Genomic DNA, 20,401 nt, shown 5'->3' on the forward strand with positions numbered 1-20,401 from the left:
CTTTCGTTCCGCACGAGGGAAGTTGATCTGTGAAAGACCCGTCCCGGCGCTAGACTGGGGCGGGTCTGCTGCAACAGGGCAGATACCCGACATCATCAGGGAGGATTCCATGAAAGCCATCACCAGCCTGACCGCGCTGGTCCTTGGCGCGTCGCTGGCCGGCGCGGCGCTGGCCCAGACCGGCACCGGCGGCGACACACCGCCGGCGCAGGCGGGCGCAGGCGCGGCCGCCGCCGTGTCGGGCAACGCCCCGGCGCAGGGCCAGACGCCGCAGGACGCCCCCGATGCGACGGACGCTGCCGGCACCGATGACGCGACCGCCGACACCGCGCAGAAACCCCTGCCCGAAGGCGTGGACATCACCCCCGACCACACCGAAAACGGCCGCTGGTACAACGCCGAAGGTATCCCGACCTTCAAGATCGAGGATGACGGCACGGTCGATTTCGCCACCTTCAACGGCTATCGCCGATATTCGGCGGAATGTCATGTCTGCCACGGGCCCGACGGCGAAGGCTCGACCTATGCCCCGGCGCTGAAGGATTCGGTGCTGCGGATGGATTATTACGACTTTCAGCAGATCGTCGCCTCGGGCCAGCAACAGGTGAACGCGGCGCAGAACCAGGTGATGCCGGCCTTCGGCACCAACCGCAATGTGTGGTGCTATATCGACGACATATATGCCTATCTTCTGGCGCGCGGCACCGACCAGCTTCCGCGCGGCCGTCCGGCCAGGAAGGGTCCGAAGACCGATGAATTCGCGGCGCAGGAAGATTCCTGCATGTCGATGTGACATGCGCCTGACGATTGCCCTGACCCTGATCGCCCTCTGCGCCGCCGGTTCCGGCGCGGCGCAGGTGGCCGATCTGCGCTCGACCACGCAGTTCCGGGTCTGCGCCGATCCCGCCAACGCGCCGATGTCCACCAAGGACGAAACCGGCTTCGAGAACCGGCTGGCCGACCAGTTCGGGGAATGGCTGGGGCTGCCGGTCAGCTATACGTGGTTTCCGTCCGGGATGGGGTTCATCACGCGCACGCTGCGGGCCGGGAATTGCGACGTGGTCATGGGCTATGCCCAGGGCGACGAACTGGTCCAGAACACCAACCACTACTACACCTCGGTCTTCGGCATCGTCACGCGGACGGGCGGGCCGCTGGCCGGCGTCGATCGCCTGACCGACCCGGCGCTGCGCGACCGGCCCATCGGCGTGATCGCCGGCAGCCCCCCGGCCAGCATCATGGCGCTCGCCGGGCTGGCCAAGGATCTGCAGGGCGCGGCGCTGGTCGTGGACCGCCGCGTGCTGGACCCGGTCGGCGGGCTGATCCAGGGCGTGCGCGACGGCACGCTTGATGCGGCGGTGCTGTGGGGTCCGCTGGCCGGGCCGCGCATCAAGGACGATCCCGACCTGCAATTCACCCCGCTGCTGAAGGAAACCGGCTTTCCGCGCATGTTCTATCGCATCACCATGGGCGTGCGTCTGGGCGAACAGGAATGGAAACGCCAGCTGAACAGCCTGATCCGCCGCCATCAGGACCAGATCGACCAGACGCTGCGCGAGGCCGGCGTGCCGCTGGTGGACGATTACGGCAAGGAGTTGCTGGAATGATCCTGCGCGCGGCCGCCTTGCTGCTGGCGTTTGCCCTGCCCGCCACGGCACAGGTGCCCGAGCCTGCGGGCTTTCGCGGCCCGCCCTATTCCGCGCCGGTTCCCGCAACACTGGCCGGCGCCACCGTCATCGACGGCAAGCAGGCGGTGGCGATGCACGCGCGCGGCGTTATGTTCATCGACGTCTATCCCCGCACCCGCAAGCCGCAGGGCCTGCCCCAGGGAACGATCTGGCGCGAATCGCGCCACCAGACGATCCCCGGCGCGCTGTGGCTGTGGGACACGGGATACGAGCGGCTGGCGGACGCCGAACAGGCCCGGCTGGCCGCCGGGCTGCAACAGGCCAGTTCCGGCGACCGGGCCGCGCCCTTGGTGATCTTCTGCCGCGCCGATTGCTGGCAAAGCTGGAATGCCGGCAAGCGCGCGGTCGCGATGGGCTATACCGGCGTGCACTGGTTTCCCGGCGGGACCGAGGCGTGGCAGGCCGCCTCGGGCGACGATCTGGTCGACGCCGACCCCGTGCAGCCCTGATCCGGCGCGGCGCGGCCCTCAGACCAAAGGCTGATCCAAACATTCCCGATCCGGACGGGAATTTTAATCGGCTTGCCCGACGCCCTTCCCCGACCCAACATGACCCACGGGGAGCAAGAAAATGTTCAAGAGAATCATGGGACTTTTGGCTGGTGCCTGTCTGTGTGCCGGCCCCGCCGCCGCGCAGCAGCAGCCCGAGATGACGGTGATCCGCGCCGCCGTGCTGCGCGTCGATGATCCCGGCCTGCCGCCGATCTCGCGGCTGGATCTGCCGCCCGACGATCTGGGCTTTGCCGGCGCGCGGCTTGCGATCCAGGACAACGACACGACCGGCCGCTTCATGAACCAGGATTTCGAAGCCGACGAGATCGCGGCCGACCCGGACTCCGCCGCGGCCCGGCTTGCCGGGCTTCTGGACGATGGCGTCCAGTTCGTCGTGGTGATGGCCGACGACGCGACCACGCTGGCGCTGTCCGATCAGGCCGGCGACCGGGCGATGATCCTGAACGCGATGGCGCGCGGCGACGATCTGCGCGGCGCGGATTGCCGGTTCAACACCATCCATGTCGCGCCCAGCCACGCCATGCTGGCCGATGCGCTGGCGCAGTTCCTGATCTGGAAGAACTGGCCGCGCTGGTTCCTGATCCAGGGCAGCCACCCCGCCGACACCGCGCTGGCCGACGCCTATCGCCGCGCGGCGGCGAAATTCGGCGCGAAGATCGTCGAGGATCGCGTGTTCGAGGATACCGGCGGCGCCCGGCGCACCGATTCGGGCCATGTGCAGGTCCAGCGCCAGATGCCCGTCTTCACGCAACGGGCCGCCGATCACGACGTCGTCGTGGCCGCGGACGAGGCCGATGTCTTCGCGCCCTATCTGCCCTATCAGGTCTGGGACCCGCGCCCCGTCACCGGCTCGGCCGGGCTGGTGCCGCGCAGCTGGCATCCCGCGATGGAATCCTGGGGCGCCTCGCAGTTCCAGAACCGGTTCGAGGAACTGGCCGGCCGCCCCATACGCGAGGCCGATTACCAGGCATGGCTGGCCCTGCGGATGATCGGCGAGGCGGCGACGCGCACGCAGTCGGGCGATCCGCAGGTGCTGCGCGATTTCATGCTGTCCGACCGGTTCGAGGTCGCGGGCTTCAAGGGCCAGAAACTGACCCTGCGCGACTGGGATCACCAGGTCCGTCAGCCGATCCTGCTGACCACGGGCGCGCTGACCGCCTCGGTCAGCCCGCAGGAACAGTTCCTGCACCAGACCAGCCAGCTTGACACACTGGGCATCGACCGCCCGGAAACCGAATGCCAGTTCCCGGAGGCGCCATGAGACATCTGCTTACCCTGATCCTGTGCCTTGCCGCCGCGCCCGCGATGGCCAACCGCGTCTTCGTCAGCAACGAAAAGGGCAACGACGTCACCGTTCTGGACAGCGACACGCTGGAGGTGATCGGCACCTATCCGGTCGGCAACCGCCCGCGCGGCATCACCATCAGCCCGGACGGCTCCGAACTCTATGTCTGCGCCTCGGACGACGATCTGGTGCGCGTCTTCGACCCCGAAACCATGGAGGAGCTGCACACCCTGCCCTCGGGTCCGGACCCGGAACTGTTCGTGCTGCACCCGTCGGGAAACCCGCTCTATATCGCGAACGAGGACGACAACCTCGTGACCGTGGTAGACACCGAAACCCATCAGGTGCTGGCCGAGATCCCGGTGGGCGTCGAACCCGAGGGGATGGGCGTCAGCCCCGACGGCAAGGTGGTCATCAACACCTCGGAAACCACCAACATGGCGCATTTCATCGACACCGACAGTTTCGAGATTTTCGCCAACGTGCTGGTCGATTCGCGCCCGCGCTTTGCCGAATACAACCATGACGGCAGCAAGCTGTATGTCAGCGCCGAGATCGGCGGCACGGTCAGCGTGATCGACCCCGAAAGCCAGCAGATCGTCCACAAGATCGAATTCGACATTCCGGGCGTTCTGCCCGAGGCGATCCAGCCCGTGGGCGTGCGCGTGACGCAGGACGGCAGGAAGGTGTTCGTGGCCCTGGGGCCGGCCAATCGCGTCGCCATCGTCGATGGCGAGACCGATCGGGTCACCGATTATCTGCTGGTCGGGCAGCGCGTCTGGCAGATGGCCTTCACCCCGGACGAGAAATACCTGTTCACCACCAACGGCAACTCGAACGACGTGTCGGTGATCGACGTGGCGGCCGAACGGGTGGTGAAATCCGTGCCCGTCGGCCAGCAGCCATGGGGCGTGGTGGTGGCGCCGGACTGATGCACCCGAAGACAGGAGGAATGAGATGACCAACGACCTGACCCGCCTGCTGGCGATCCTGATGCTGGGCGCGGGGCTGTCCTCGGCCGCCATGGCGCAGGACACCGCCCCCGACGCCGCCGAACCGGGGGCGTCCGCGACCATGGAACAGGACGACGACGACGATGATGATGATGATGACGACGACGATGAGGCGGAAGCCGATGGCGCCGGCCTGCACGAGGCCAGCGGCAAGTTCGATTACGGCTTTGCCGGCCTGCTGGACCGCGCCAACCGCAGCGATCTGGCGCCGCTGACGCTGGCCGCGGGCCAGCCCGTGGCCGCGGCCGAATACACGCTGGCCTCGGGCGGGTATTACCGCATCGACATCAATGCCGACGGCAGCCAGGAACTGGCGCTGTCGGGGGGCGATTTCTTTCGCGCGGTCTGGGTCAACGAACTGGTCGTCAACGATATCGAGATCCGGCCGATGGGCGTCCACAGCCTTGAATTCGACGATGCCGGCACCGCCACGATGAGCTTTGTGGCCATCGTGCCCGGCCGCTATACGCTGTCGGTGCCCGGCTCGTCGGGCGAAACGATGCAGGCGGTGTTCAACATCCGCTGACCGGGCCGGCACCGGCCCCTTGAACAGGAAGGAACGGGCGGGGCCGCGATGCCCTGCCACCGACATGACCCCCGACGCGCTTGCCATCGACAATGTCAGCCACAGCTTTGGCCGCGTGCAGGCGCTGTCCGATGTGTCGCTGCGGGTCCGGCGCGGCGGGTTCACCGCGCTTCTGGGCGTGAACGGTGCGGGCAAGACGACGCTGTTTTCGCTGATCACCCGGCTTTACGACAACCGCTCGGGCACGATCCGCGTGGCCGGGTACGATCTGCGCGCGCGACCCGCGCAGGCGCTGGCGCGCCTGGGCGTGGTCTTTCAGACCCGCGCGATGGATGCCGATCTCAGCGTGCGCCAGAACCTGGCCTATCACGCCAGCCTGCACGGCATCCCCGCGCGCACGGCGCGCGCCCGGATCCAGCATGTGCTGGACCAGGTGGACCTGACCGACAAGGGCCACGACCGCGTCGGTGCGCTGTCGGGCGGCCAGCAGCGCCGGGCCGAGATCGCGCGCGCCCTGATCCACCAGCCCGACATCCTGCTGCTGGACGAGGCGACGGCCGGGCTGGACGTGAAATCGCGCGCCGAGGTGCTGGCCCTGACCCGCCGCCTGATCGCGCAGAACCAGGTCTCGGCCCTGTGGGCCACCCATATCCTCGACGAGATCCAGCCCGACGACGATCTGGTCATCCTGCATCAGGGCCGCGTGCTGCGTCAGGGCCGCGCCGACGGGATCGCCGGCCGGCAGGGGCTGACGCAGGCGTTTCTGGACTTGACCGGGGTGGTCACATGACCGACATCGCCTTTCCGCCGCGCGCCTGGGCGGTGGCGTTCACCGGCATCACCCGGCGCGAGACGCTGCGTTTCGTCAATCAGCGCGGCCGGTTTCTGGCCGCGCTGGTGCGTCCGCTGGTCTGGCTGTTCATCTTCGCCGCCGGGTTCCGCGCCATCCTGGGCCTGTCGATCACGCCGCCCTATCAGACCTATGTGCTGTACGAGGTCTACGTGACGCCCGGACTGTGCGCGATGATCCAGCTGTTCAACGGCATGCAATCGTCGCTGTCGATGGTCTATGACCGCGAAACCGGGGCGATGCGGACCCTGCTGGTCAGCCCGTTTCCGCGCTGGTTCCTGCTGGCCGCGAAACTGGTCGCGGGCGTCTTCGTGTCGCTGATCCAGGTCTATACGTTTCTGGCGATCGCATGGTTCTGGGACGTGCGGCCGCCGGTCTGGGGCTATCTGGCGGTGCTGCCGGCGCTGATCCTGTCGGGGCTGATGCTGGGGGCGATGGGGCTGTTCCTGTCCTCGGCCATCCGCCAGCTGGAAAATTTCGCCGGGGTGATGAACTTCGTGATCTTCCCGATGTTCTTCGCGTCCTCGGCGCTGTATCCGCTGTGGCGGATGCGCGAAAGCTCGACCCTGCTGCACGACATCTGCGCCATCAATCCCTTTACCCACGCCGTCGAACTGATCCGCTTCGCGCTGTATCTTCAGGTGAACTGGCTGTCGCTGGCGGTGGTGGCGGGGTGTCTGGCGGCGTTTTTCGGCGGCGCGGTCTTGATGTACGATCCCGCCAAGGGGCTGTGGACCCGCAGAAAGGGGGCAAGATGAGACCGATCCTTGCGCTGATCGCCGCGCTGGCGGCCGGCCCGGCCCTTGCGGCCGGCGGCACCGATCCCGAATGGCCCTGCGTCCAGGTGCTGCAACCGCATCTGTCGCTGGGCCAGATCTGGGCCGGTCCGGTGCCCGACGACCGCACCGCCGACCTGGCCCGCGATCCGCAGATCGCGGCGCTGGCGCAGCGGCTGGAACAGCGCCGCCTGCCCATCGAGGATGCCGAGGCCGCGATTGCCGATTTCGCAGCCGATGCCGACAACGCCCGGCTGACCGCGCTGATGCAGGCGATCTTCGACCGGATTCAGCCCGACCGCAGCGCCCTGATCGCCGGCATCGCCCGATACGGTCGCCAGCAGGTCGATCTGGCCCGCCGGATCGAGGATCGGCGCGCCCGCATCGACCGGCTGATGGCGCAAGACAGCCCCGATTTCGACGCCGTCGACGCCGAGGAAAAGGCGCTGGACTGGGACGAACGCATCTTCACCGAACGCCAGCAATCGCTGACCTATGTCTGCGAAACCCCGGTGATCCTGGAACAGCGCGCCTTCGCGCTGGCCCGCGCCATCGCCAGCCATCTGGACTGATCGCGGGGCCGCGCGCGCCGCGAAATCGGCGCGGCGGGCTTGATCGGCGCGCGGTTTCCGCCCAAGGATCGTGAGGCCGGGCCACGCGCGGCGCGAAAACAGGGGGGATGGAATGGTCGCGATCATCGGTGCCGAGGCAGAGGACCGTCTGGACTGGCTTGCCCTGACCGACGCGCTGGCCCACGGCCACACCCTGCCCATGGCCGAGGTGGCCGACAGCTTTCTTTATCGCGGCGAGGATACGTTGCTGACCCGGTCGGCCTGGATCGACGGGCTGGGGCTTGCGATCAAGCCGGCGACGGTGTTTCCCGGCAACCCCCGCGCCGGCCTGCCGATGGTGAACGGCGCGGTGACGCTGCTTGACGACCGGACCGGCCAGCTTCAGGCGCTGGTCGATTTCCATCTGGTGACCCGCTGGAAGACCGCCGGCGACAGCCTGCTGTCGGCGCGGCGTCTGGCGCGACCCGATGCGCGGCAGGCGCTGATCGTGGGGGCGGGCAAGGTCGCCGCCTCGATGGTGCTGGCCTATCGCGCGGCTTTCCCCGACATCCGCATCGCCATCTGGAACCGCACCGCCAGCGCCGCCGCCGATCTGGCCGCCCGCATGAACGCCGAGGCCACGCAGGATCTGCCGGAGGCCGTGGCTGCCGCCGACCTGATCGCCACCACCACCATGGCGCGCGACCCCGTGATCCGCGGCGCATGGCTGAAACCCGGCACGCATCTGGACCTGATCGGCGCCTATCGCCCCGACATGCGCGAGGTGGACGACGAGGCCCTGCGCCGCGCCCGCCTGTTCGTGGACAGCCGCAAGACCACCATCGGCCATATCGGAGAGATCCAGATCCCGCTGGACCAAGGCGTCATCGCCGAATCCGACATTCTGGCCGATTTCTACGATCTGGCCTCGGGCGCCTATGCGCGCCTCTCGGATGACGAGATCACCATCGCCAAGAACGGCGGCGGCGCGCATCTGGACCTGATGACCGCGCGCTATATCCTTGATGCGGCCGCCTAACCCTCGCGCAGGCGGCTTTCGACCAGCAGACCCTCCTCGTCCAGAATCGGATGCGCCACCGCCACGACATGGGCGTTGATCCGTTTCAGGTCGCGCAGCATGTCGAGGTGCAGCGACGAGGTGTCGTGCGATTCCTCGCGCCCCTCGCGCAGGCGGATCAGGTGGCGCTGGGCCGACTGGCGCTCGACATTGCGGATGTCGATCTTGGCCTCCATCAGGCGGCGGGCCAGATCGCGGTCGCGGGTCATGAAGACGGTCTGCGCCATGCGCAGGTTTTCCTGCGTCATCAGGAACATCCGGTCCAGCTCGGCATACCCCTCGTCCGAGAACCACAGCCCCAGCCCGATCTTCTTGCGCACCTCGGGCGCCAGGTTGCGGTCGATGATGTCGCCGATATGTTCCAGATTGATCACGTAATCCAGAATCGTGATCGACCGGCGCTTGTCCTCTTCGCTGGCCTCGCGGCCCAGACGCGACAGATACGACTTGACCTGATGCTGCCTTCGGTCGACGCGCTTTTCCTGCGCCGCGACCTCGGCCAGCGGGGCGGGGTCGTTGCTTTGAAAGGCGTCGCGCGTCTGGTTCAGCATCCGCTCGATCGCGTCGCCGATGGCCAGCGCCTCGCGGCTGGCCCCGGCCAGCGCCAGCGGCGGCGTCTCCAGCGCGCTTTCGTCCAGCCATTGCGGCGCCATGTCGTCGGGCAGATCCTCGATCGGCAGCATGCGCGCCACCAGCCGCGTCACCAGCCCGGTAAAGGGCCAGATCGTCGCCGCCAGCGCGATGTTGAACAGAAGATGCGCCTCGACCGCCAGATCGGTGCGCGGAAACGGCAGCATCCCGATGGCCTCGCCCGCCGGCCCGGCCAGCGGCAGCACCGCCAGACAGCCGATGGCGCGCACCACCAGATTGCCCACCGTCAGCCGCCGCGCCGCGACCGAGGAACGCAGCGTCGCCAGAACCGGCGGCACCGCCCCGCCCAGATTGGCGCCCAGCACCAGCACGATGGTCAGCCCCGGCCCGACCCCAAGCGTCAGGATCAGCAGCACCGCGGCCAGCGACGACGAACAGATCACCGCCAGCCCGGCGGCAAACAGCATCGCGACCGGCCAGGCATCGTCCAGCATGGCCAGAAACGCGGCCATCGCGGGCGCGTTGCGCAGCGGCTCGGTCGCCACCGACAGCAGCGTCAGCGAAATCAGCATCAGCCCGATGCCGATCAGCGCCCTGCCGCTGCCCGACATCGAGGCGCGCGGCTGGCGCGCCAGAACATAGCCGACAAACAGCAGCCCCGGCGCGATCGCCTCGATCCCCGCCGACACGATCAGCGCGGTCAGCGCGGTGCCCACATTCGCGCCCAGCAACGCGATCTGCGCCATGCGCGCCCGGATCATGCCGCGTTCCACGAAGGACGCGGTCATCAGCGCCGTCGCGGTCGAACTTTGCAGCCCCAGCGTCGCGATCAGCCCCGACAGGAAGGCGCGCGGCCCGGTGCGCGTCCCCAGACCCAGGGCCGTCTTTAGCTTGACGCCGAAGGCATCGGTCATGCCGTCCCTGACCAGCCGCAGCCCGAACAGCAACAGCGCCACCGCGCCTGCAAGCTGAAAAAAGACCGTCAGCGACCCCAATTCCCGCGCGCCCCCCTCATCCGTGACATCCGATTTTTGACTGAAAAGTCCAAATAAAAGGTGAACACGGATCCCGCAAAGTCAAGGGCTTCGTCCCGGCGGCGCGGATCTGCCGGGCCGCTTGGCCCCCGCGCCAGCGGCGCAGGCTCAGCGGCGCGGGCGGCTGGGCGCGGTCCAGGGCCGGATCTCGGCCTCCATCCAGGTGCCGTGGGCGGCGTTGGGAAACATGATCCAGTCGTCGCCGAAGCGGTCGGCATGTTCCTCGGCCAGGCGGTGCTGATCGTCCAGCCCGACCCCCGCAAAGGCGCCGTGGAAATCATGCAGCGTGTCGCCCAGTTGCAGGATGATGCGGTGGTCGCGTTCGATGGCGGCGCGGCGTTCGGCCTTGGGCGGGCCGAACAGCTGCACGTGATCGGCGCTGACCTGCGGCAGGTTCAGCCGCGACAGCGTGGCGATGGTCGCCAGCTTGTTTTCGTTGAAACGGTCCGAGACATAGAAAATCGTCACCCCCAGACGGTCGGCCAGATCGAAGAAATCGGCCGCGCCGGGGATCAGGTGCGGATCGCCCTCGCGTTCCCATAATTTCCAGGTTTCGACATTGTCGCCCTGATGGGTCATGGCGTGGGCCATGATCGCGGTGTTGTCCAGGATCGTCTCGTCGATGTCGCTGACCACGGCCAGACCGGCGCCGCGACCGCCCGCCGCATCCACCGCCGCGCGCAGCCGCAGCGTCGCCAGCGCATAGCACTGGCGTTGCAGCATCCGCACCTCGGCCGAACGCTGCTGGTAACGGATCGCCATGGCATGTTCGCGCGGGTGGCGCCGGATCGTGTCGCTCATCAGGGGTCCTTCATGCTGCGCGGCGGACGCTAGGGCCGCCGCGCGAAAAGGTCAAACCGCGCCTATTCCCACGGCTCGATCACCGGCTCGGCCTGCCATTCGGTCAGCGTTGCATCCGACCACGTCCCGTAAGAGGCGTTGGGCAGCACGATCCACATATCGCCCCATTTCGCCGCCTCCTCGTCCACGGTCGCCTTCTGATCCTCCAGCGGGGTCTTGCGGAACCGCCCGTCGAAATCGTGCAGCGTGTCGCCCAGCAACAGCACGATCTGGTGATCCTGCGCGACCAGGTCGCGACGCTCGGTCTTGGGCGGGCCCAGCAGCAGCACCGATTCCTCGCTGACCTGCGGCAGGCCCAGTTCGCTCAGCGTGTCCAGCGTATGCTGTTTCTGCTGGTCCGAGCGGTCCGAGACATAGCGGATCGTCACCCCCAGCCCGTCGGCATGGTCCAGAAACTCCCTGGCCCCCGGCACCAGCGTCGGATCGCCGTCGCGTTCCCAGGGCAGCCAGGTGTCCCAGACGTCATACATGTGACAATCGGCCAGATCGCGCGCCAGAAGCGCGCTGTTGTCGATCACCGTCTCGTCCAGATCGGTGACGACGGCCAGTTTCGCGGGATCGTCCGCACCCTCGACCGCCGCATCCAGCCGCATCGTGGCCAGGTTGAAGGCCTGACGTTGCAGGGCGCGGATCTCGGCCGATTGCTGCTGAAAGCGCAGGCCCATGGAGAATTCCGCGACCGCGCAGTCGTCGGCGGGCGCGGCGCTGTCCTGCGCAAGGGCGGGGCCGGCCAGCAACAGCGCGGGCAGCGCCAGCATCGCGTGGCGATAGATCATGTTCGGGTCCTTTCGATTCGGTTGCGTCCGCGGCCCTGCGGCCGCGACGCCCGCCATGTTGGCGCAGCGCGCGCGCCAAGTCACGCGGCGACCGGCACCGCCCGCCCGCCTTCGCGCGACCCTCAGCGCAGGACGAATTTCGAATCCGGGATCGCGCCGCCCTTGCGCATCTCGCCCAGGATCACCGTGGTCTTCTGGCCGGCATCGTCGGTGACGACCCACTGGCGCAGCTCGGTCGGGCTGGTAAAGACCATCTGGATATTGCCGTATTCCGGATGCGCCGGGTCCTGCGCCGTCACCACGGTGGAATTCTTCGCCTCGGTATATCCCGTCACCATGTTGGCGCGTCCCAGATCGACATTGCGCGCCAGGATGATCGACAGCGGCGTTTTCGACAGCGGATAGCTTTGCGGCCCGCCATTCGACTTGGGATCGACGATGGTGACATTCCCGCCCGAGGCGACGACCAGCGTCTTGTCGTTGTTGTATTCGAACCGCACTCGTCCGGGCCGGCGGATATAGACCGTCCCGGTCGAGATCGTGCCATCCGGGTTCACCTGCGTGAATTCGGCCGTGACCGTGGTCAGGCTGTTCAGATAGCGCGAAATCTCGTTCAGCGGGATCTTGGCGGCCAGGGCCGGAACGGCAAGGCCGAGGCTGAGGACAAGGGCGGCGGCGGGCGCGAAGGCGAAGATGCGTCTGTTCATGGTCGCGATCATATCCATTTCGTTTGCCGGTGCACATCACGTCTGGCGGATGGCACCGGGCGCGAACGCTCGCGGCTTCGTGACGGTTCCGGCGGTGGCGTCCCCCGCGCCGCGATCCGCAAAACCTGCTTGGTGATCGCCGCCATGCCGGCTAAGCAGCAGATCGAGGGGCGAACCGCAAGGGGACAGTGCGATGCAGATGACCGTGGACGAGGCGCTGGCGCGCGGCGGAACCGGCCGGTTCCAGTGGCGGCTTCTGGGCATCTTCGGGCTGGTCTGGGCGGCCGATGCGATGCAGGTCATCGCCGTGGGCTTTGCCGCGCCCTCGGTCGCCGCCACGTTCGGGATCGAGCGTGTGACCGCCTTCCAGATCGGCACCGTGTTCTTTCTGGGCATGTTCGTCGGCGCCTGGGGCTTCGGGCGTCTGGCCGACCGGGTGGGCCGGCGCAACCTGCTGATCCTGACCGTGGCGATGGACGCGGTCTTCGGCCTCGCCTCGGTCTTTGCGCAGGATTTCACCTGGCTTCTGGTGCTGCGCTTTTTGACCGGCGCGGCGGTCGGCGGCACGCTGCCCGTCGATTACGCGATGATGGCCGAATTCCTGCCGCCCCGGAACCGCGGCCGCTGGCTGGTCTGGCTTGAAGGCTTCTGGGCCGTCGGCACCATCGTCATCGCCCTGACCGCCTGGATCGCCGCCGCCAACGGCGCGGTCGCGCCCTGGCGCTGGATCTTCGCCATCGCGGCCCTGCCCGCGCTGATCGGGATCTTCCTGCGCATCTGGGTGCCCGAATCGCCGATGTATCTGGTCCGCAAGGGCCGCACCGATCAGGCGCACAAGGTCCTTGACCGGGTGCTGGCCGCGAACGGCGCGCAGGCCCTGCCGCGCGATGTGACGCTGATCCCCGCGCCGGTGCCCGCCGGGGCGGAAACCTCGATCTTCGCGCCGATGCTGCGCAGCCGCACCATCGGCGTGCTGGCCGTGTGGTTCCTGGTCTCGCTGTCCTATTACGGCGTGTTCGTCTGGGTGCCGGGCCAGCTTGCGACCGAAGGCTTCGGCTTCGTGCGCGGCTATGGCTTTCTGGTGATCCTGGCGCTGGCGCAGATCCCCGGCTATGCGCTGGCCGCCTGGGGGGTCGAGGCGCTGGGCCGGCGCACGACGCTGATGGGGTTTTTGATCCTCAGCGCGGCGGGCTGTTTCCTGTTCACCGTGGCCTCGGGCACCGCGATGGTTGCCAGCGCCCTGATGCTGATGAGCTTTTCGTTGCTGGGCACATGGGGCGCGCTTTATGCCTTTACCCCCGAACTCTACCCCACCCATCTGCGCGGCACCGGCATGGGCACGGCCAGCGCGATGGCGCGTCTGGGCGGGATTCTGGCGCCCAGCATGCTGGCCCTGGTCTTCGCGCGCGGTTTCGGCTTTGCCATCGGCGTCTTCGCGGTGCTGCTGCTGCTGGCGGCGGCGGCGCTGCTGCTGGTCCGGGCCGAAACCCGCGATCAGGCCATCGGCTGAACGAAACCGCAACCCGCCCCGCCCCGTTGGGCTGAAAACACAGGAGGAAAAACATGGGTCAACTGGTCGATGGCGTCTGGAAGGACGAATGGTACGACACCGACAGCCATGGCGGCGAATTCGTCCGCGACACCTCGAAATTCCGCAATTGGGTCACCGCTGACGGCACCCCCGGCCCGACCGGCGAAGGCGGGTTTAGGGCCGAAAGCGGGCGTTACCATCTTTACGTCTCGTATGCCTGCCCGTGGGCGCATCGGGCGCTGATCTTCCGGGCGCTGAAGGATCTTCAGGACCATATCGGCGTCTCGGCCGTCCATCCCGACATGCTGAACGAAGGGTGGGAGTTTCGCGAGGACTTCCCCGGCGCGACCGGCGACCGGCTGTTTGACAGCGACTTCATGCGCGACATCTATCTGCGCGCCAATCCCCGCGCCTCGGGCCGCGTGACCGTGCCGGTGCTGTGGGACCGCGAACGCGACACCATCGTGTCGAACGAAAGCGCCGATCTGATCCGCATGTTCAACCGGGCCTTCGACGGCATCACCGGAAACACCGACGATTACCGGCCCGACCACCTGCAGGACGACATCGACAAGGTGAACGACCGGATCTACGACACCGTCAATAACGGCGTCTACAAGGCCGGTTTCGCCACCACCCAATCGGCCTATGACAAGGCGGTCGGGCCGCTGTTCGACAGTCTGGACTGGATCGAGGGGCTGCTGGCCCGCACCCGCTATCTGACCGGGGACACCATCACCGAGGCCGACTGGCGCCTGTTCACCACCGTCGTCCGGTTCGATTCGGTCTATCACACGCATTTCAAATGCAACCGCCGCCGCATCGTCGATTACCCCAATCTGTGGGGCTGGGCGCGCGAACTGTATCAGTGGCCCGGCGTCGCCCCGACCGTGCGGCCCGACCACTATGTCCGCCACTATTACTACAGCCACAAGACGGTGAACCCGCACCGGATCATCCCCATCGGACCCGATGAGGACTGGACCGCCCCGCATGGCCGCGCCTAGGGGCGGCGCGTCCTGACCCCGCCCGACCCCTCGTCAGAAAGCCGCCGCATGGCACACCGCCACGACCACAGCCACGATCATTCCCACGGGCCGACGCTGTCGCGCGATGCCCCCATCGCCGAACAGCGGTCCAAGGAACGGGCCATCGCCATCGCCGCCGGGCTGACCGGGCTGTTCATGGGGGCCGAGGTGGTCGGCGGCATCGTGTCGGGCAGTCTGGCGCTGCTGGCCGATGCCGGGCACATGCTGACCGATTTCGCCTCGCTGGTGCTGGCGTGGCTGGCCTTTCGGCTGGCGCGGCGTCCGGCCGACTGGAAACGGACCTACGGCTTCGACCGCTTTTCGGTTCTGGCCGCCTTCGTGAACGGCATCAGCCTGCTGGCCATCGCCGCCTGGATCACGATCGAGGCGATCCGGCGCCTGCGCGACCCGTCCGAGGTGCTGGGCGGGCTGATGCTGTGGGTGGCCATCGCCGGGCTGGCCGTGAACATCGCCGCCTTCTGGGTGCTGTCGCGGGCCGAGGGCGACAATCTCAACGTCCGCGCCGCCGCCCTGCATGTGCTGGGCGACCTGCTGGGCTCGGTCGCGGCCATCGTCGCGTCCCTGATCATCATCTGGACCGGCTGGACGCCCATCGACCCGATCCTGTCGGTGTTCGTGGTCCTGCTGATCCTGCGCTCGGCCGTGTCGGTGGTGCGCGAAAGCGGCCATATCCTGCTGGAGGGTGCGCCCCACGGCTTCGACGCCTCGGCCATCGCCGCCGATCTGGAACAGACCGTGCCGGGCGTGCTGCGCGCCCACCACATCCACGCCTGGTCGATCACCCAGGAACGCCCCATGGCCACGTTGGAGGTCGATCTGGCGCCCGGCTCGGACGCCGAGCGCGTGCGCCGTCAGGTCAAGTCGCGCGTGGCCCAGATCGCCCGCATCGACCACGTGACGGTCGAGGTGTCCGAAGAGGCCGAGGGGGCGCATGACCACGACCCCGATTGTGGCACGCCGGCGGACCGCCCCGAACCCTAAGGGCAACGCCCGCAACCGGTGTACGCCCTGTGCACGCGCTGTGCATCACGGGTGCACGGCGTGTGACACGCCCCGCCCTGCATTTGCTGGGCCCTCGCCCCCCTCCGGCCCCGGCGTTGCACCGCGCAACGCCCGCAGCCGTTGCGCAACACCCACAAACGCGAAACCCCGGCGCGGGAAACGCCGGGGCATCAGAGAGAGAGGGTGTGACCGCATCCGCCGGCCACTGGGCTTCGCCGGTGTAACGCGGCAATCCCGGCCCGGTTCCCGCCATTTTCCGGCCATTCCCCATGCGCGGAAAATCGCCTCCCGGGCCGGTATTGCAGGGCCTGCGCCCCGGCTTCAGGCGACCAGCCGATAGCCGCCCGATTCCGTCACCAGCAGACGCGCATTCGACGGGTCCGGCTCGATCTTCTGGCGCAGCCGATAGATATGCGTCTCCAGCGTGTGCGTCGTCACCCCGGCATTATAGCCCCACACCTCGTGCAGCAGCACGTCGCGCGGCACCACCCCGTCCTGAGCGCGGTACAGGAATTTCAGGATGTTGGTCTCCTTCTCGGTCAGCCGGATCTTCTTGTCCTTCTGATCGACCAGCATCTTCATCGACGGCTTGAACGTATACGGCCCAAGCTGAAAGATCGCGTCCTCGGACTGTTCATGCGTGCGCAGCTGCGCCCGCAGCCGGGCCAGCAGGACCGGGAACTTGAACGGCTTGGTCACGTAATCATTGGCCCCCGCATCCAGCCCCAAGATCGTGTCGGCATCGGTGTCGTGCCCGGTCAGCATCACGATCGGACATTTCACGTTCAGCTTGCGCAGCTTCTTGCACAATTCGCGCCCGTCCGTATCGGGCAGCCCCACATCCAGGATCACCAGATCGTAGATGGCGTTCTTCGTCGCCTCGACCGCCTCGGCGCCGGTGCCGGCCTCGACCACGTCGAAGTCGTCCGTCGCGACCAGCTGCTCGGCCAGCGCCTCGCGCAGATCGTCCTCGTCATCCACCAGCAGGATCTTTTTCAGTCCGGCCATGCTTGCCTCCTATGCCTCGGTTGCGCAAATGAGTGGGCCTGCGCCGCCCCGCAGTCCAGCGCCATGTCGAAAATCTCACATGGAGTTGTCGGAAAAAGCCACTATGTTTCAGTTTGTTTCAATCGGACCCGACAGATGAGCCTGATCCCGACCCTTGCCGAAACCGTCTCGCGCGCCCGCGCCGATCTGCGCATGGGCCTGCCGGTGATGATCGGCGGCCATCTGGCGGCGGCGGTCGAGACGCTGTCGGCGACCCGGCTGGCCGACATGCTGCGACTGGGCCGGCCGGTGCTGGCGATCACCGAACGCCGGGCCGAAACGCTGAAGGCGCGCGCCTATGACGACGGGCTGGCCCGCGTCAGGCTGCCGCCGGATGCCGATCTGGCATGGCTGCGCGCGCTGGCCGATCCGGCCAACGATCTGATGACGCCGCTGAAGGGGCCGCTGTTCACCGACCGCGACGGCGACGCGACCCCGCACATGGCCGCGCTGGCACTGGCCAAATCGGCGCAGCTTCTGCCGGCGATGCTGGTCGTGCCGGCCCGTGCGCCCGCCGGGCTGACGGTGCTGGCGCCGGGACAGGTGCTGGCGCAGCTTGCGGGCGAGGCGGCGCTGGCCCCCGTCGCCGCCGCGCGCCTGCCGCTGATGTCGGCCGAACGGTCGCGGCTGCACATCTTCCGCCCCGACGACGGCGCGGCCGAACATTACGCCATCGAGATCGGCGATCCGCCGCGCGACCGACCCGTGCTGGCGCGGCTGCATTCGGCCTGTTTCACCGGCGACGTGCTGGGCAGCCTGAAATGCGATTGCGGCCCGCAACTGCACGCCGCGTTGCAGGCGATGGGCCAGGGGGGCGACGGCGTGCTGCTGTATCTGAACCAGGAGGGGCGCGGCATCGGGCTGGCCAACAAGATGCGCGCCTATGACCTGCAGAACCAGGGTTTCGACACGGTCGAGGCCAATCACCGCCTGGGGTTCGAGGATGACGAGCGTGACTTTCGCATCGGCGCCGCCCTGCTGAAGCGGATGGGCTTTGCGCAGGCGCGGCTGCTGACGAACAATCCGCGCAAGGTGCAGATGCTGGAAACACACGGCATCGAGGTGGTCGAACGCGTGCCGCTGATCGTCCCGCGCAACCGCTTCAACACCGGCTATCTGGACACCAAGGCCGCGAAGTCGGGCCATCTGCTGTGACCCCCGACGATCTGGTCCTGACCCCGCAGGGCATCCGATACCGTGGCCGGGTGTTTGCGTGCAGCATCGGCAAGGGCGGGCTCAGCGCGGCCAAGCGCGAGGGCGACGGGGCCACGCCCACCGGCCGCCACCGGATCACCGGCTTGTGGTATCGGCCCGACCGGCTGCCCCCGCCCGCCCCCTGGGCCCGGCCCATCGGCCCGTCCGATCTGTGGTGCGACGATCCGGCCCATGCCGCCTATAATCGCCATGTCCGCGCGCCGCTGCGCGCCAGCCATGAGGCCTTGCGCCGCGCCGATCCGCTGTATGACGTGATCCTGACGACCGACTGGAACTGGCCCGATGCGGAGCCGGGGCGCGGCTCGGCCATCTTCCTGCATCAATGGCGCAGGCCGGGTTTCGGCACCGAAGGATGCATCGCATTTGCCCGCGCCGATCTGATCCGGATCGCCGCCCGCGCGGCCCCCGGCACGCGGCTGATCGTGCCGGCTTCTTCTTTGTCCAAATACCCGTAACGCAACGCATCAGCCCGCGTCGCGGGCGCCGAAGATGGCCGAGCCGATGCGGACATGGGTCGCACCCTCGGCGATGGCGGTCTCGAAATCGGCGCTCATCCCCATCGACAGCAGGTCCAGCCCGTTGTCCCCGGCCAACCGGCGCAGCAGGCGGAAATGCGGCACCGGATCGGCATCCTCGGGCGGGATGCACATCAGCCCCTGCGGGCTCAGCCCCAGGTCGCGGCACTGGTCCAGAAAGCCGGGCAGCTCATCCGCCAGGATGCCGGCCTTCTGCGGCTCGTCCCCGGTGTTGATCTGGATGAACAGCTGCGGGGTTCGGCCCTGTTCGGCGATCTGGTGGGCCAGCTTGCGGGCAAGGCTGATCCGGTCCAGCGTGTGAATGGCGTCGAACAGCTCGACCGCCGCCTTGGCCTTGTTTGATTGCAGAGGCCCGATCATGTGAACCGACACGCCCGCGAAGCGCTGGCGCCAGTCGGGCCATTTGCCCTGCGCCTCTTGCACGTAATTCTCGCCGAAGGTCCGGTGGCCCGCGTCCAGAACGGCCGTTACGCGTTCGGCGGGTTGCACCTTGCTGACCGCGATCAGCGTGACCGACCCGGCCTCGCGTCCGGCGGCGCGTTCTGCCGCGGCGATGCGGCTTTTGATGTGATCCAGTTCCATGCGCGCAGAAGACAAAAAGAAAAGAGCGGGCGCAAGGCCCGCTCTTTCCATAAGACTTGGTTCCGATTGGATCAGAACTCGAAGCGAACGCCCATGTCGGCGGTCACGTTCTCGCTGTAGTCACGCTGCAGCGAGGCACCCAGACGCGCACCGCCCAGATCGTAGTTCACACCGATACCGAACGCATTGTCGGTTTCGTTGCTGTCGCGGTTGTTGTTCGCGACATAGGCTTCGATGTTGGTCATGCCATCGGCCAGGGTGTAGTCGCCATACAGGGCGAAGGTCTGGCCAACGGCGCCGTATTCGCTGTCGTCTTCATCGTTGGTGTCGATGTAGTTCAGGCCGACACGAGCGTTCGGCATGACGGCATAGCGCGCACCGACGAAGAAGATGTCGTTGTCTTCGAAGCCAGCGCCATTCTGCGTGTAGGCGGCCGACAGTTCCAGAACGTCGTTCCAGGTATAGTCGACGGCAAGGCTGTATTCCTTGTCGATACCGGCAGGCAGGTCATTCGCTTGGTCGGGGTCGATCATCGAGCCCATGACAGTTGCGCCAGCGATTTCATATTTGGCGAACACACCAAGGCGATTGGACGTGTCGTTGGCGCTGTTGCCATATGGATCAGCGTCATAGGCGAAGAAGTCGCCAACCACACCGCTGAAACCAACCGAACGATCATAGGAACCAAGTTCGGTCGCGTATATCAGGCCCGAGCTGTCCATGGCGGTCTCGGTGTTGCCGATTTCGACGGTCAGACCGTTCGAGGTCACCCACAGCTTGCCAGCGTTCAGTTGGCCGGAGTCGTCGCTGTTCTGGTCCCACTGGATGCGGAAGCGCGCACCGAAATCAACGCCCTGATCGGTCGAGGTCGCGGCGTCGATGTTCATCCGCAGACGCGAAATGACCTGCGATTCATTTACGCCCGTGTCGTTTTCGTAATAAATCACACCGGTACGACCGTAGCCCGAGATGGTCACGTCGGCAGCGGCGACGCCGGCGGTCAGAACCAGCGCGGTGGAGGCGATAAGAGCCTTTTTCATGGTGATGTTCCCTCTTGTCTCTCTGATGCCCAAACCGGAACCCCGCCTTGGGTATGTGATGTGTTTCCCCCTTTCCCCGACGCGATGCAACGGATTCACTGCCTTACTGAAATCTTTGCCCAATTCTGTGATGCACAAGGGCCACACATCG

General features: G+C 67.2%; 22 protein-coding genes. 15 read left to right on the plus strand and 7 right to left on the minus strand.

Features of this window, described 5'->3' with window-relative positions; all coding sequences use genetic code 11:
* The first annotated feature begins 109 nt into the window (after positions 1-109).
* From JHW45_RS00495 to JHW45_RS00540, 10 genes are all read left to right on the plus strand, one after another.
* A complete protein-coding gene (locus JHW45_RS00495; RefSeq protein ID WP_272859032.1) occupies positions 110-793 on the plus strand; it encodes a c-type cytochrome, methanol metabolism-related in 684 nt (227 codons plus the stop codon).
* 1 nt (position 794) lies between these two features.
* A complete protein-coding gene (locus JHW45_RS00500) occupies positions 795-1,607 on the plus strand; it encodes a quinoprotein dehydrogenase-associated putative ABC transporter substrate-binding protein (RefSeq protein WP_272859033.1) in 813 nt (270 codons plus the stop codon).
* Complete coding sequence (locus JHW45_RS00505; RefSeq protein WP_272859034.1) at positions 1,604-2,137, plus strand: PQQ-dependent catabolism-associated CXXCW motif protein; 534 nt, start codon at positions 1,604-1,606, stop codon at positions 2,135-2,137. Before JHW45_RS00500 ends, JHW45_RS00505 begins: the two co-directional genes overlap by 4 nt.
* A 121-nt stretch (positions 2,138-2,258) precedes the next feature.
* On the plus strand, positions 2,259-3,461 hold the full coding sequence (locus JHW45_RS00510; protein WP_272859035.1) for an ABC transporter substrate-binding protein: 1,203 nt from the start codon (positions 2,259-2,261) through the stop codon (positions 3,459-3,461).
* Positions 3,458-4,417, plus strand: coding sequence for a YVTN family beta-propeller repeat protein (locus JHW45_RS00515; RefSeq protein ID WP_272859036.1), 960 nt, complete (start codon positions 3,458-3,460; stop codon positions 4,415-4,417). Before JHW45_RS00510 ends, JHW45_RS00515 begins: the two co-directional genes overlap by 4 nt.
* A gap of 142 nt (positions 4,418-4,559) precedes the next feature.
* Complete coding sequence (locus JHW45_RS00520; protein WP_419181873.1) at positions 4,560-5,024, plus strand: cupredoxin domain-containing protein; 465 nt, start codon at positions 4,560-4,562, stop codon at positions 5,022-5,024.
* Positions 5,025-5,088: 64 nt separating this feature from the next.
* Positions 5,089-5,814 (plus strand): ABC transporter ATP-binding protein, encoded by a 726-nt coding sequence (locus JHW45_RS00525; RefSeq protein ID WP_272859038.1) that lies wholly within the window; start codon positions 5,089-5,091, stop codon positions 5,812-5,814.
* A complete protein-coding gene (locus JHW45_RS00530) occupies positions 5,811-6,632 on the plus strand; it encodes an ABC transporter permease (RefSeq protein ID WP_272859039.1) in 822 nt (273 codons plus the stop codon). Before JHW45_RS00525 ends, JHW45_RS00530 begins: the two co-directional genes overlap by 4 nt.
* Positions 6,629-7,222 carry a hypothetical protein gene (locus tag JHW45_RS00535; protein ID WP_272859040.1) on the plus strand — a complete coding sequence of 198 codons (594 nt, stop codon included), beginning with the start codon at positions 6,629-6,631 and terminating at the stop codon, positions 7,220-7,222. The genes JHW45_RS00530 and JHW45_RS00535 overlap by 4 nt, the downstream gene beginning before the upstream one ends.
* A 112-nt stretch (positions 7,223-7,334) precedes the next feature.
* Positions 7,335-8,240, plus strand: a complete 906-nt coding sequence (locus tag JHW45_RS00540) for an ornithine cyclodeaminase family protein (protein ID WP_272859041.1) — start codon at positions 7,335-7,337, stop codon at positions 8,238-8,240.
* On the opposite strand, the gene JHW45_RS00545 is transcribed toward JHW45_RS00540, so the two are convergent.
* The 4 genes from JHW45_RS00545 to JHW45_RS00560 all read right to left on the minus strand — a co-directional run bounded on the left by JHW45_RS00545 (position 8,237) and on the right by JHW45_RS00560 (position 12,248).
* Positions 8,237-9,865, minus strand: coding sequence for a Na/Pi cotransporter family protein (locus JHW45_RS00545; RefSeq protein ID WP_272859042.1), 1,629 nt, complete (start codon positions 9,863-9,865; stop codon positions 8,237-8,239). The genes JHW45_RS00540 and JHW45_RS00545 overlap by 4 nt on opposite strands.
* 147 nt (positions 9,866-10,012) lie before the next feature.
* The gene (locus JHW45_RS00550) at positions 10,013-10,705 is read right to left on the minus strand and encodes a 5'-nucleotidase, lipoprotein e(P4) family (RefSeq protein WP_272859043.1); all 693 of its coding nucleotides are present in this window, start codon (positions 10,703-10,705) and stop codon (positions 10,013-10,015) included.
* 62 nt (positions 10,706-10,767) lie between these two features.
* The gene (locus JHW45_RS00555; RefSeq protein ID WP_272859044.1) at positions 10,768-11,541 is read right to left on the minus strand and encodes a 5'-nucleotidase, lipoprotein e(P4) family; all 774 of its coding nucleotides are present in this window, start codon (positions 11,539-11,541) and stop codon (positions 10,768-10,770) included.
* 122 nt (positions 11,542-11,663) lie between these two features.
* On the minus strand, positions 11,664-12,248 hold the full coding sequence (locus JHW45_RS00560; protein WP_272859045.1) for a LolA family protein: 585 nt from the start codon (positions 12,246-12,248) through the stop codon (positions 11,664-11,666).
* 193 nt (positions 12,249-12,441) lie between these two features.
* Here JHW45_RS00560 and JHW45_RS00565 point away from each other — a divergent pair, with 193 nt between their 5' ends.
* From JHW45_RS00565 to JHW45_RS00575, 3 genes are read left to right on the plus strand one after another with little or no spacing between them, the layout of a single operon-like run.
* Positions 12,442-13,758, plus strand: coding sequence for an MFS transporter (locus tag JHW45_RS00565; protein ID WP_272859046.1), 1,317 nt, complete (start codon positions 12,442-12,444; stop codon positions 13,756-13,758).
* Between the two features lie 53 nt (positions 13,759-13,811).
* Complete coding sequence (locus JHW45_RS00570; RefSeq protein ID WP_272859047.1) at positions 13,812-14,786, plus strand: glutathione S-transferase family protein; 975 nt, start codon at positions 13,812-13,814, stop codon at positions 14,784-14,786.
* 48 nt (positions 14,787-14,834) lie between these two features.
* Complete coding sequence (locus tag JHW45_RS00575) at positions 14,835-15,809, plus strand: cation diffusion facilitator family transporter (protein WP_272859048.1); 975 nt, start codon at positions 14,835-14,837, stop codon at positions 15,807-15,809.
* A 342-nt stretch (positions 15,810-16,151) separates the two neighbouring features.
* Here the strand turns inward: JHW45_RS00575 and JHW45_RS00580 are convergent, their stop codons facing one another.
* Positions 16,152-16,838 (minus strand): response regulator transcription factor, encoded by a 687-nt coding sequence (locus tag JHW45_RS00580; protein WP_272859049.1) that lies wholly within the window; start codon positions 16,836-16,838, stop codon positions 16,152-16,154.
* A 135-nt stretch (positions 16,839-16,973) separates the two neighbouring features.
* Here JHW45_RS00580 and ribA point away from each other — a divergent pair, with 135 nt between their 5' ends.
* Together ribA and JHW45_RS00590 are read left to right on the plus strand one after the other, a co-directional pair.
* Positions 16,974-18,032 (plus strand): GTP cyclohydrolase II, encoded by a 1,059-nt coding sequence (gene ribA / locus JHW45_RS00585; RefSeq protein WP_272859050.1) that lies wholly within the window; start codon positions 16,974-16,976, stop codon positions 18,030-18,032.
* Positions 18,029-18,547: a L,D-transpeptidase family protein gene (locus tag JHW45_RS00590; protein WP_272859051.1), complete on the plus strand. Its 519-nt coding sequence runs from the start codon at positions 18,029-18,031 to the stop codon at positions 18,545-18,547. Before ribA ends, JHW45_RS00590 begins: the two co-directional genes overlap by 4 nt.
* Positions 18,548-18,556: 9 nt before the next feature.
* Here the strand turns inward: JHW45_RS00590 and JHW45_RS00595 are convergent, their stop codons facing one another.
* Both JHW45_RS00595 and JHW45_RS00600 read right to left on the minus strand, forming a co-directional pair.
* Entirely contained in the window at positions 18,557-19,210 is a 654-nt protein-coding gene (locus JHW45_RS00595) for a YggS family pyridoxal phosphate-dependent enzyme (protein ID WP_272859052.1), read from the minus strand.
* Between the two features lie 71 nt (positions 19,211-19,281).
* The gene (locus JHW45_RS00600; RefSeq protein ID WP_272859053.1) at positions 19,282-20,250 is read right to left on the minus strand and encodes a porin; all 969 of its coding nucleotides are present in this window, start codon (positions 20,248-20,250) and stop codon (positions 19,282-19,284) included.
* Between the last annotated feature and the right edge of the window lie 151 nt (positions 20,251-20,401).

The sequence above is a fragment of the Paracoccus stylophorae genome (assembly GCF_028553765.1).
In the GTDB taxonomy this organism is placed as follows: Bacteria; Pseudomonadota; Alphaproteobacteria; order Rhodobacterales; family Rhodobacteraceae; genus Paracoccus; species Paracoccus stylophorae.

Coding starts and splice junctions, on each gene's coding strand:
- JHW45_RS00565 (WP_272859046.1), top strand. CDS start 12,442: ATGCAGATGACCGTGGACGAGGCGCTGGCGCGCGGCGGAACCGGCCGG.
- JHW45_RS00530 (WP_272859039.1), top strand. CDS start 5,811: ATGACCGACATCGCCTTTCCGCCGCGCGCCTGGGCGGTGGCGTTCACC.
- JHW45_RS00525 (WP_272859038.1), top strand. CDS start 5,089: ATGACCCCCGACGCGCTTGCCATCGACAATGTCAGCCACAGCTTTGGC.
- JHW45_RS00510 (WP_272859035.1), top strand. CDS start 2,259: ATGTTCAAGAGAATCATGGGACTTTTGGCTGGTGCCTGTCTGTGTGCC.
- JHW45_RS00500 (WP_272859033.1), top strand. CDS start 795: ATGCGCCTGACGATTGCCCTGACCCTGATCGCCCTCTGCGCCGCCGGT.
- JHW45_RS00520 (WP_419181873.1), top strand. CDS start 4,560: ATGGAACAGGACGACGACGACGATGATGATGATGATGACGACGACGAT.
- JHW45_RS00555 (WP_272859044.1), bottom strand. CDS start 11,541: ATGATCTATCGCCACGCGATGCTGGCGCTGCCCGCGCTGTTGCTGGCC.
- JHW45_RS00515 (WP_272859036.1), top strand. CDS start 3,458: ATGAGACATCTGCTTACCCTGATCCTGTGCCTTGCCGCCGCGCCCGCG.
- ribA (WP_272859050.1), top strand. CDS start 16,974: ATGAGCCTGATCCCGACCCTTGCCGAAACCGTCTCGCGCGCCCGCGCC.
- JHW45_RS00570 (WP_272859047.1), top strand. CDS start 13,812: ATGGGTCAACTGGTCGATGGCGTCTGGAAGGACGAATGGTACGACACC.
- JHW45_RS00540 (WP_272859041.1), top strand. CDS start 7,335: ATGGTCGCGATCATCGGTGCCGAGGCAGAGGACCGTCTGGACTGGCTT.
- JHW45_RS00560 (WP_272859045.1), bottom strand. CDS start 12,248: ATGAACAGACGCATCTTCGCCTTCGCGCCCGCCGCCGCCCTTGTCCTC.
- JHW45_RS00595 (WP_272859052.1), bottom strand. CDS start 19,210: ATGGAACTGGATCACATCAAAAGCCGCATCGCCGCGGCAGAACGCGCC.
- JHW45_RS00575 (WP_272859048.1), top strand. CDS start 14,835: ATGGCACACCGCCACGACCACAGCCACGATCATTCCCACGGGCCGACG.
- JHW45_RS00550 (WP_272859043.1), bottom strand. CDS start 10,705: ATGAGCGACACGATCCGGCGCCACCCGCGCGAACATGCCATGGCGATC.
- JHW45_RS00535 (WP_272859040.1), top strand. CDS start 6,629: ATGAGACCGATCCTTGCGCTGATCGCCGCGCTGGCGGCCGGCCCGGCC.
- JHW45_RS00580 (WP_272859049.1), bottom strand. CDS start 16,838: ATGGCCGGACTGAAAAAGATCCTGCTGGTGGATGACGAGGACGATCTG.
- JHW45_RS00600 (WP_272859053.1), bottom strand. CDS start 20,250: ATGAAAAAGGCTCTTATCGCCTCCACCGCGCTGGTTCTGACCGCCGGC.
- JHW45_RS00495 (WP_272859032.1), top strand. CDS start 110: ATGAAAGCCATCACCAGCCTGACCGCGCTGGTCCTTGGCGCGTCGCTG.
- JHW45_RS00505 (WP_272859034.1), top strand. CDS start 1,604: ATGATCCTGCGCGCGGCCGCCTTGCTGCTGGCGTTTGCCCTGCCCGCC.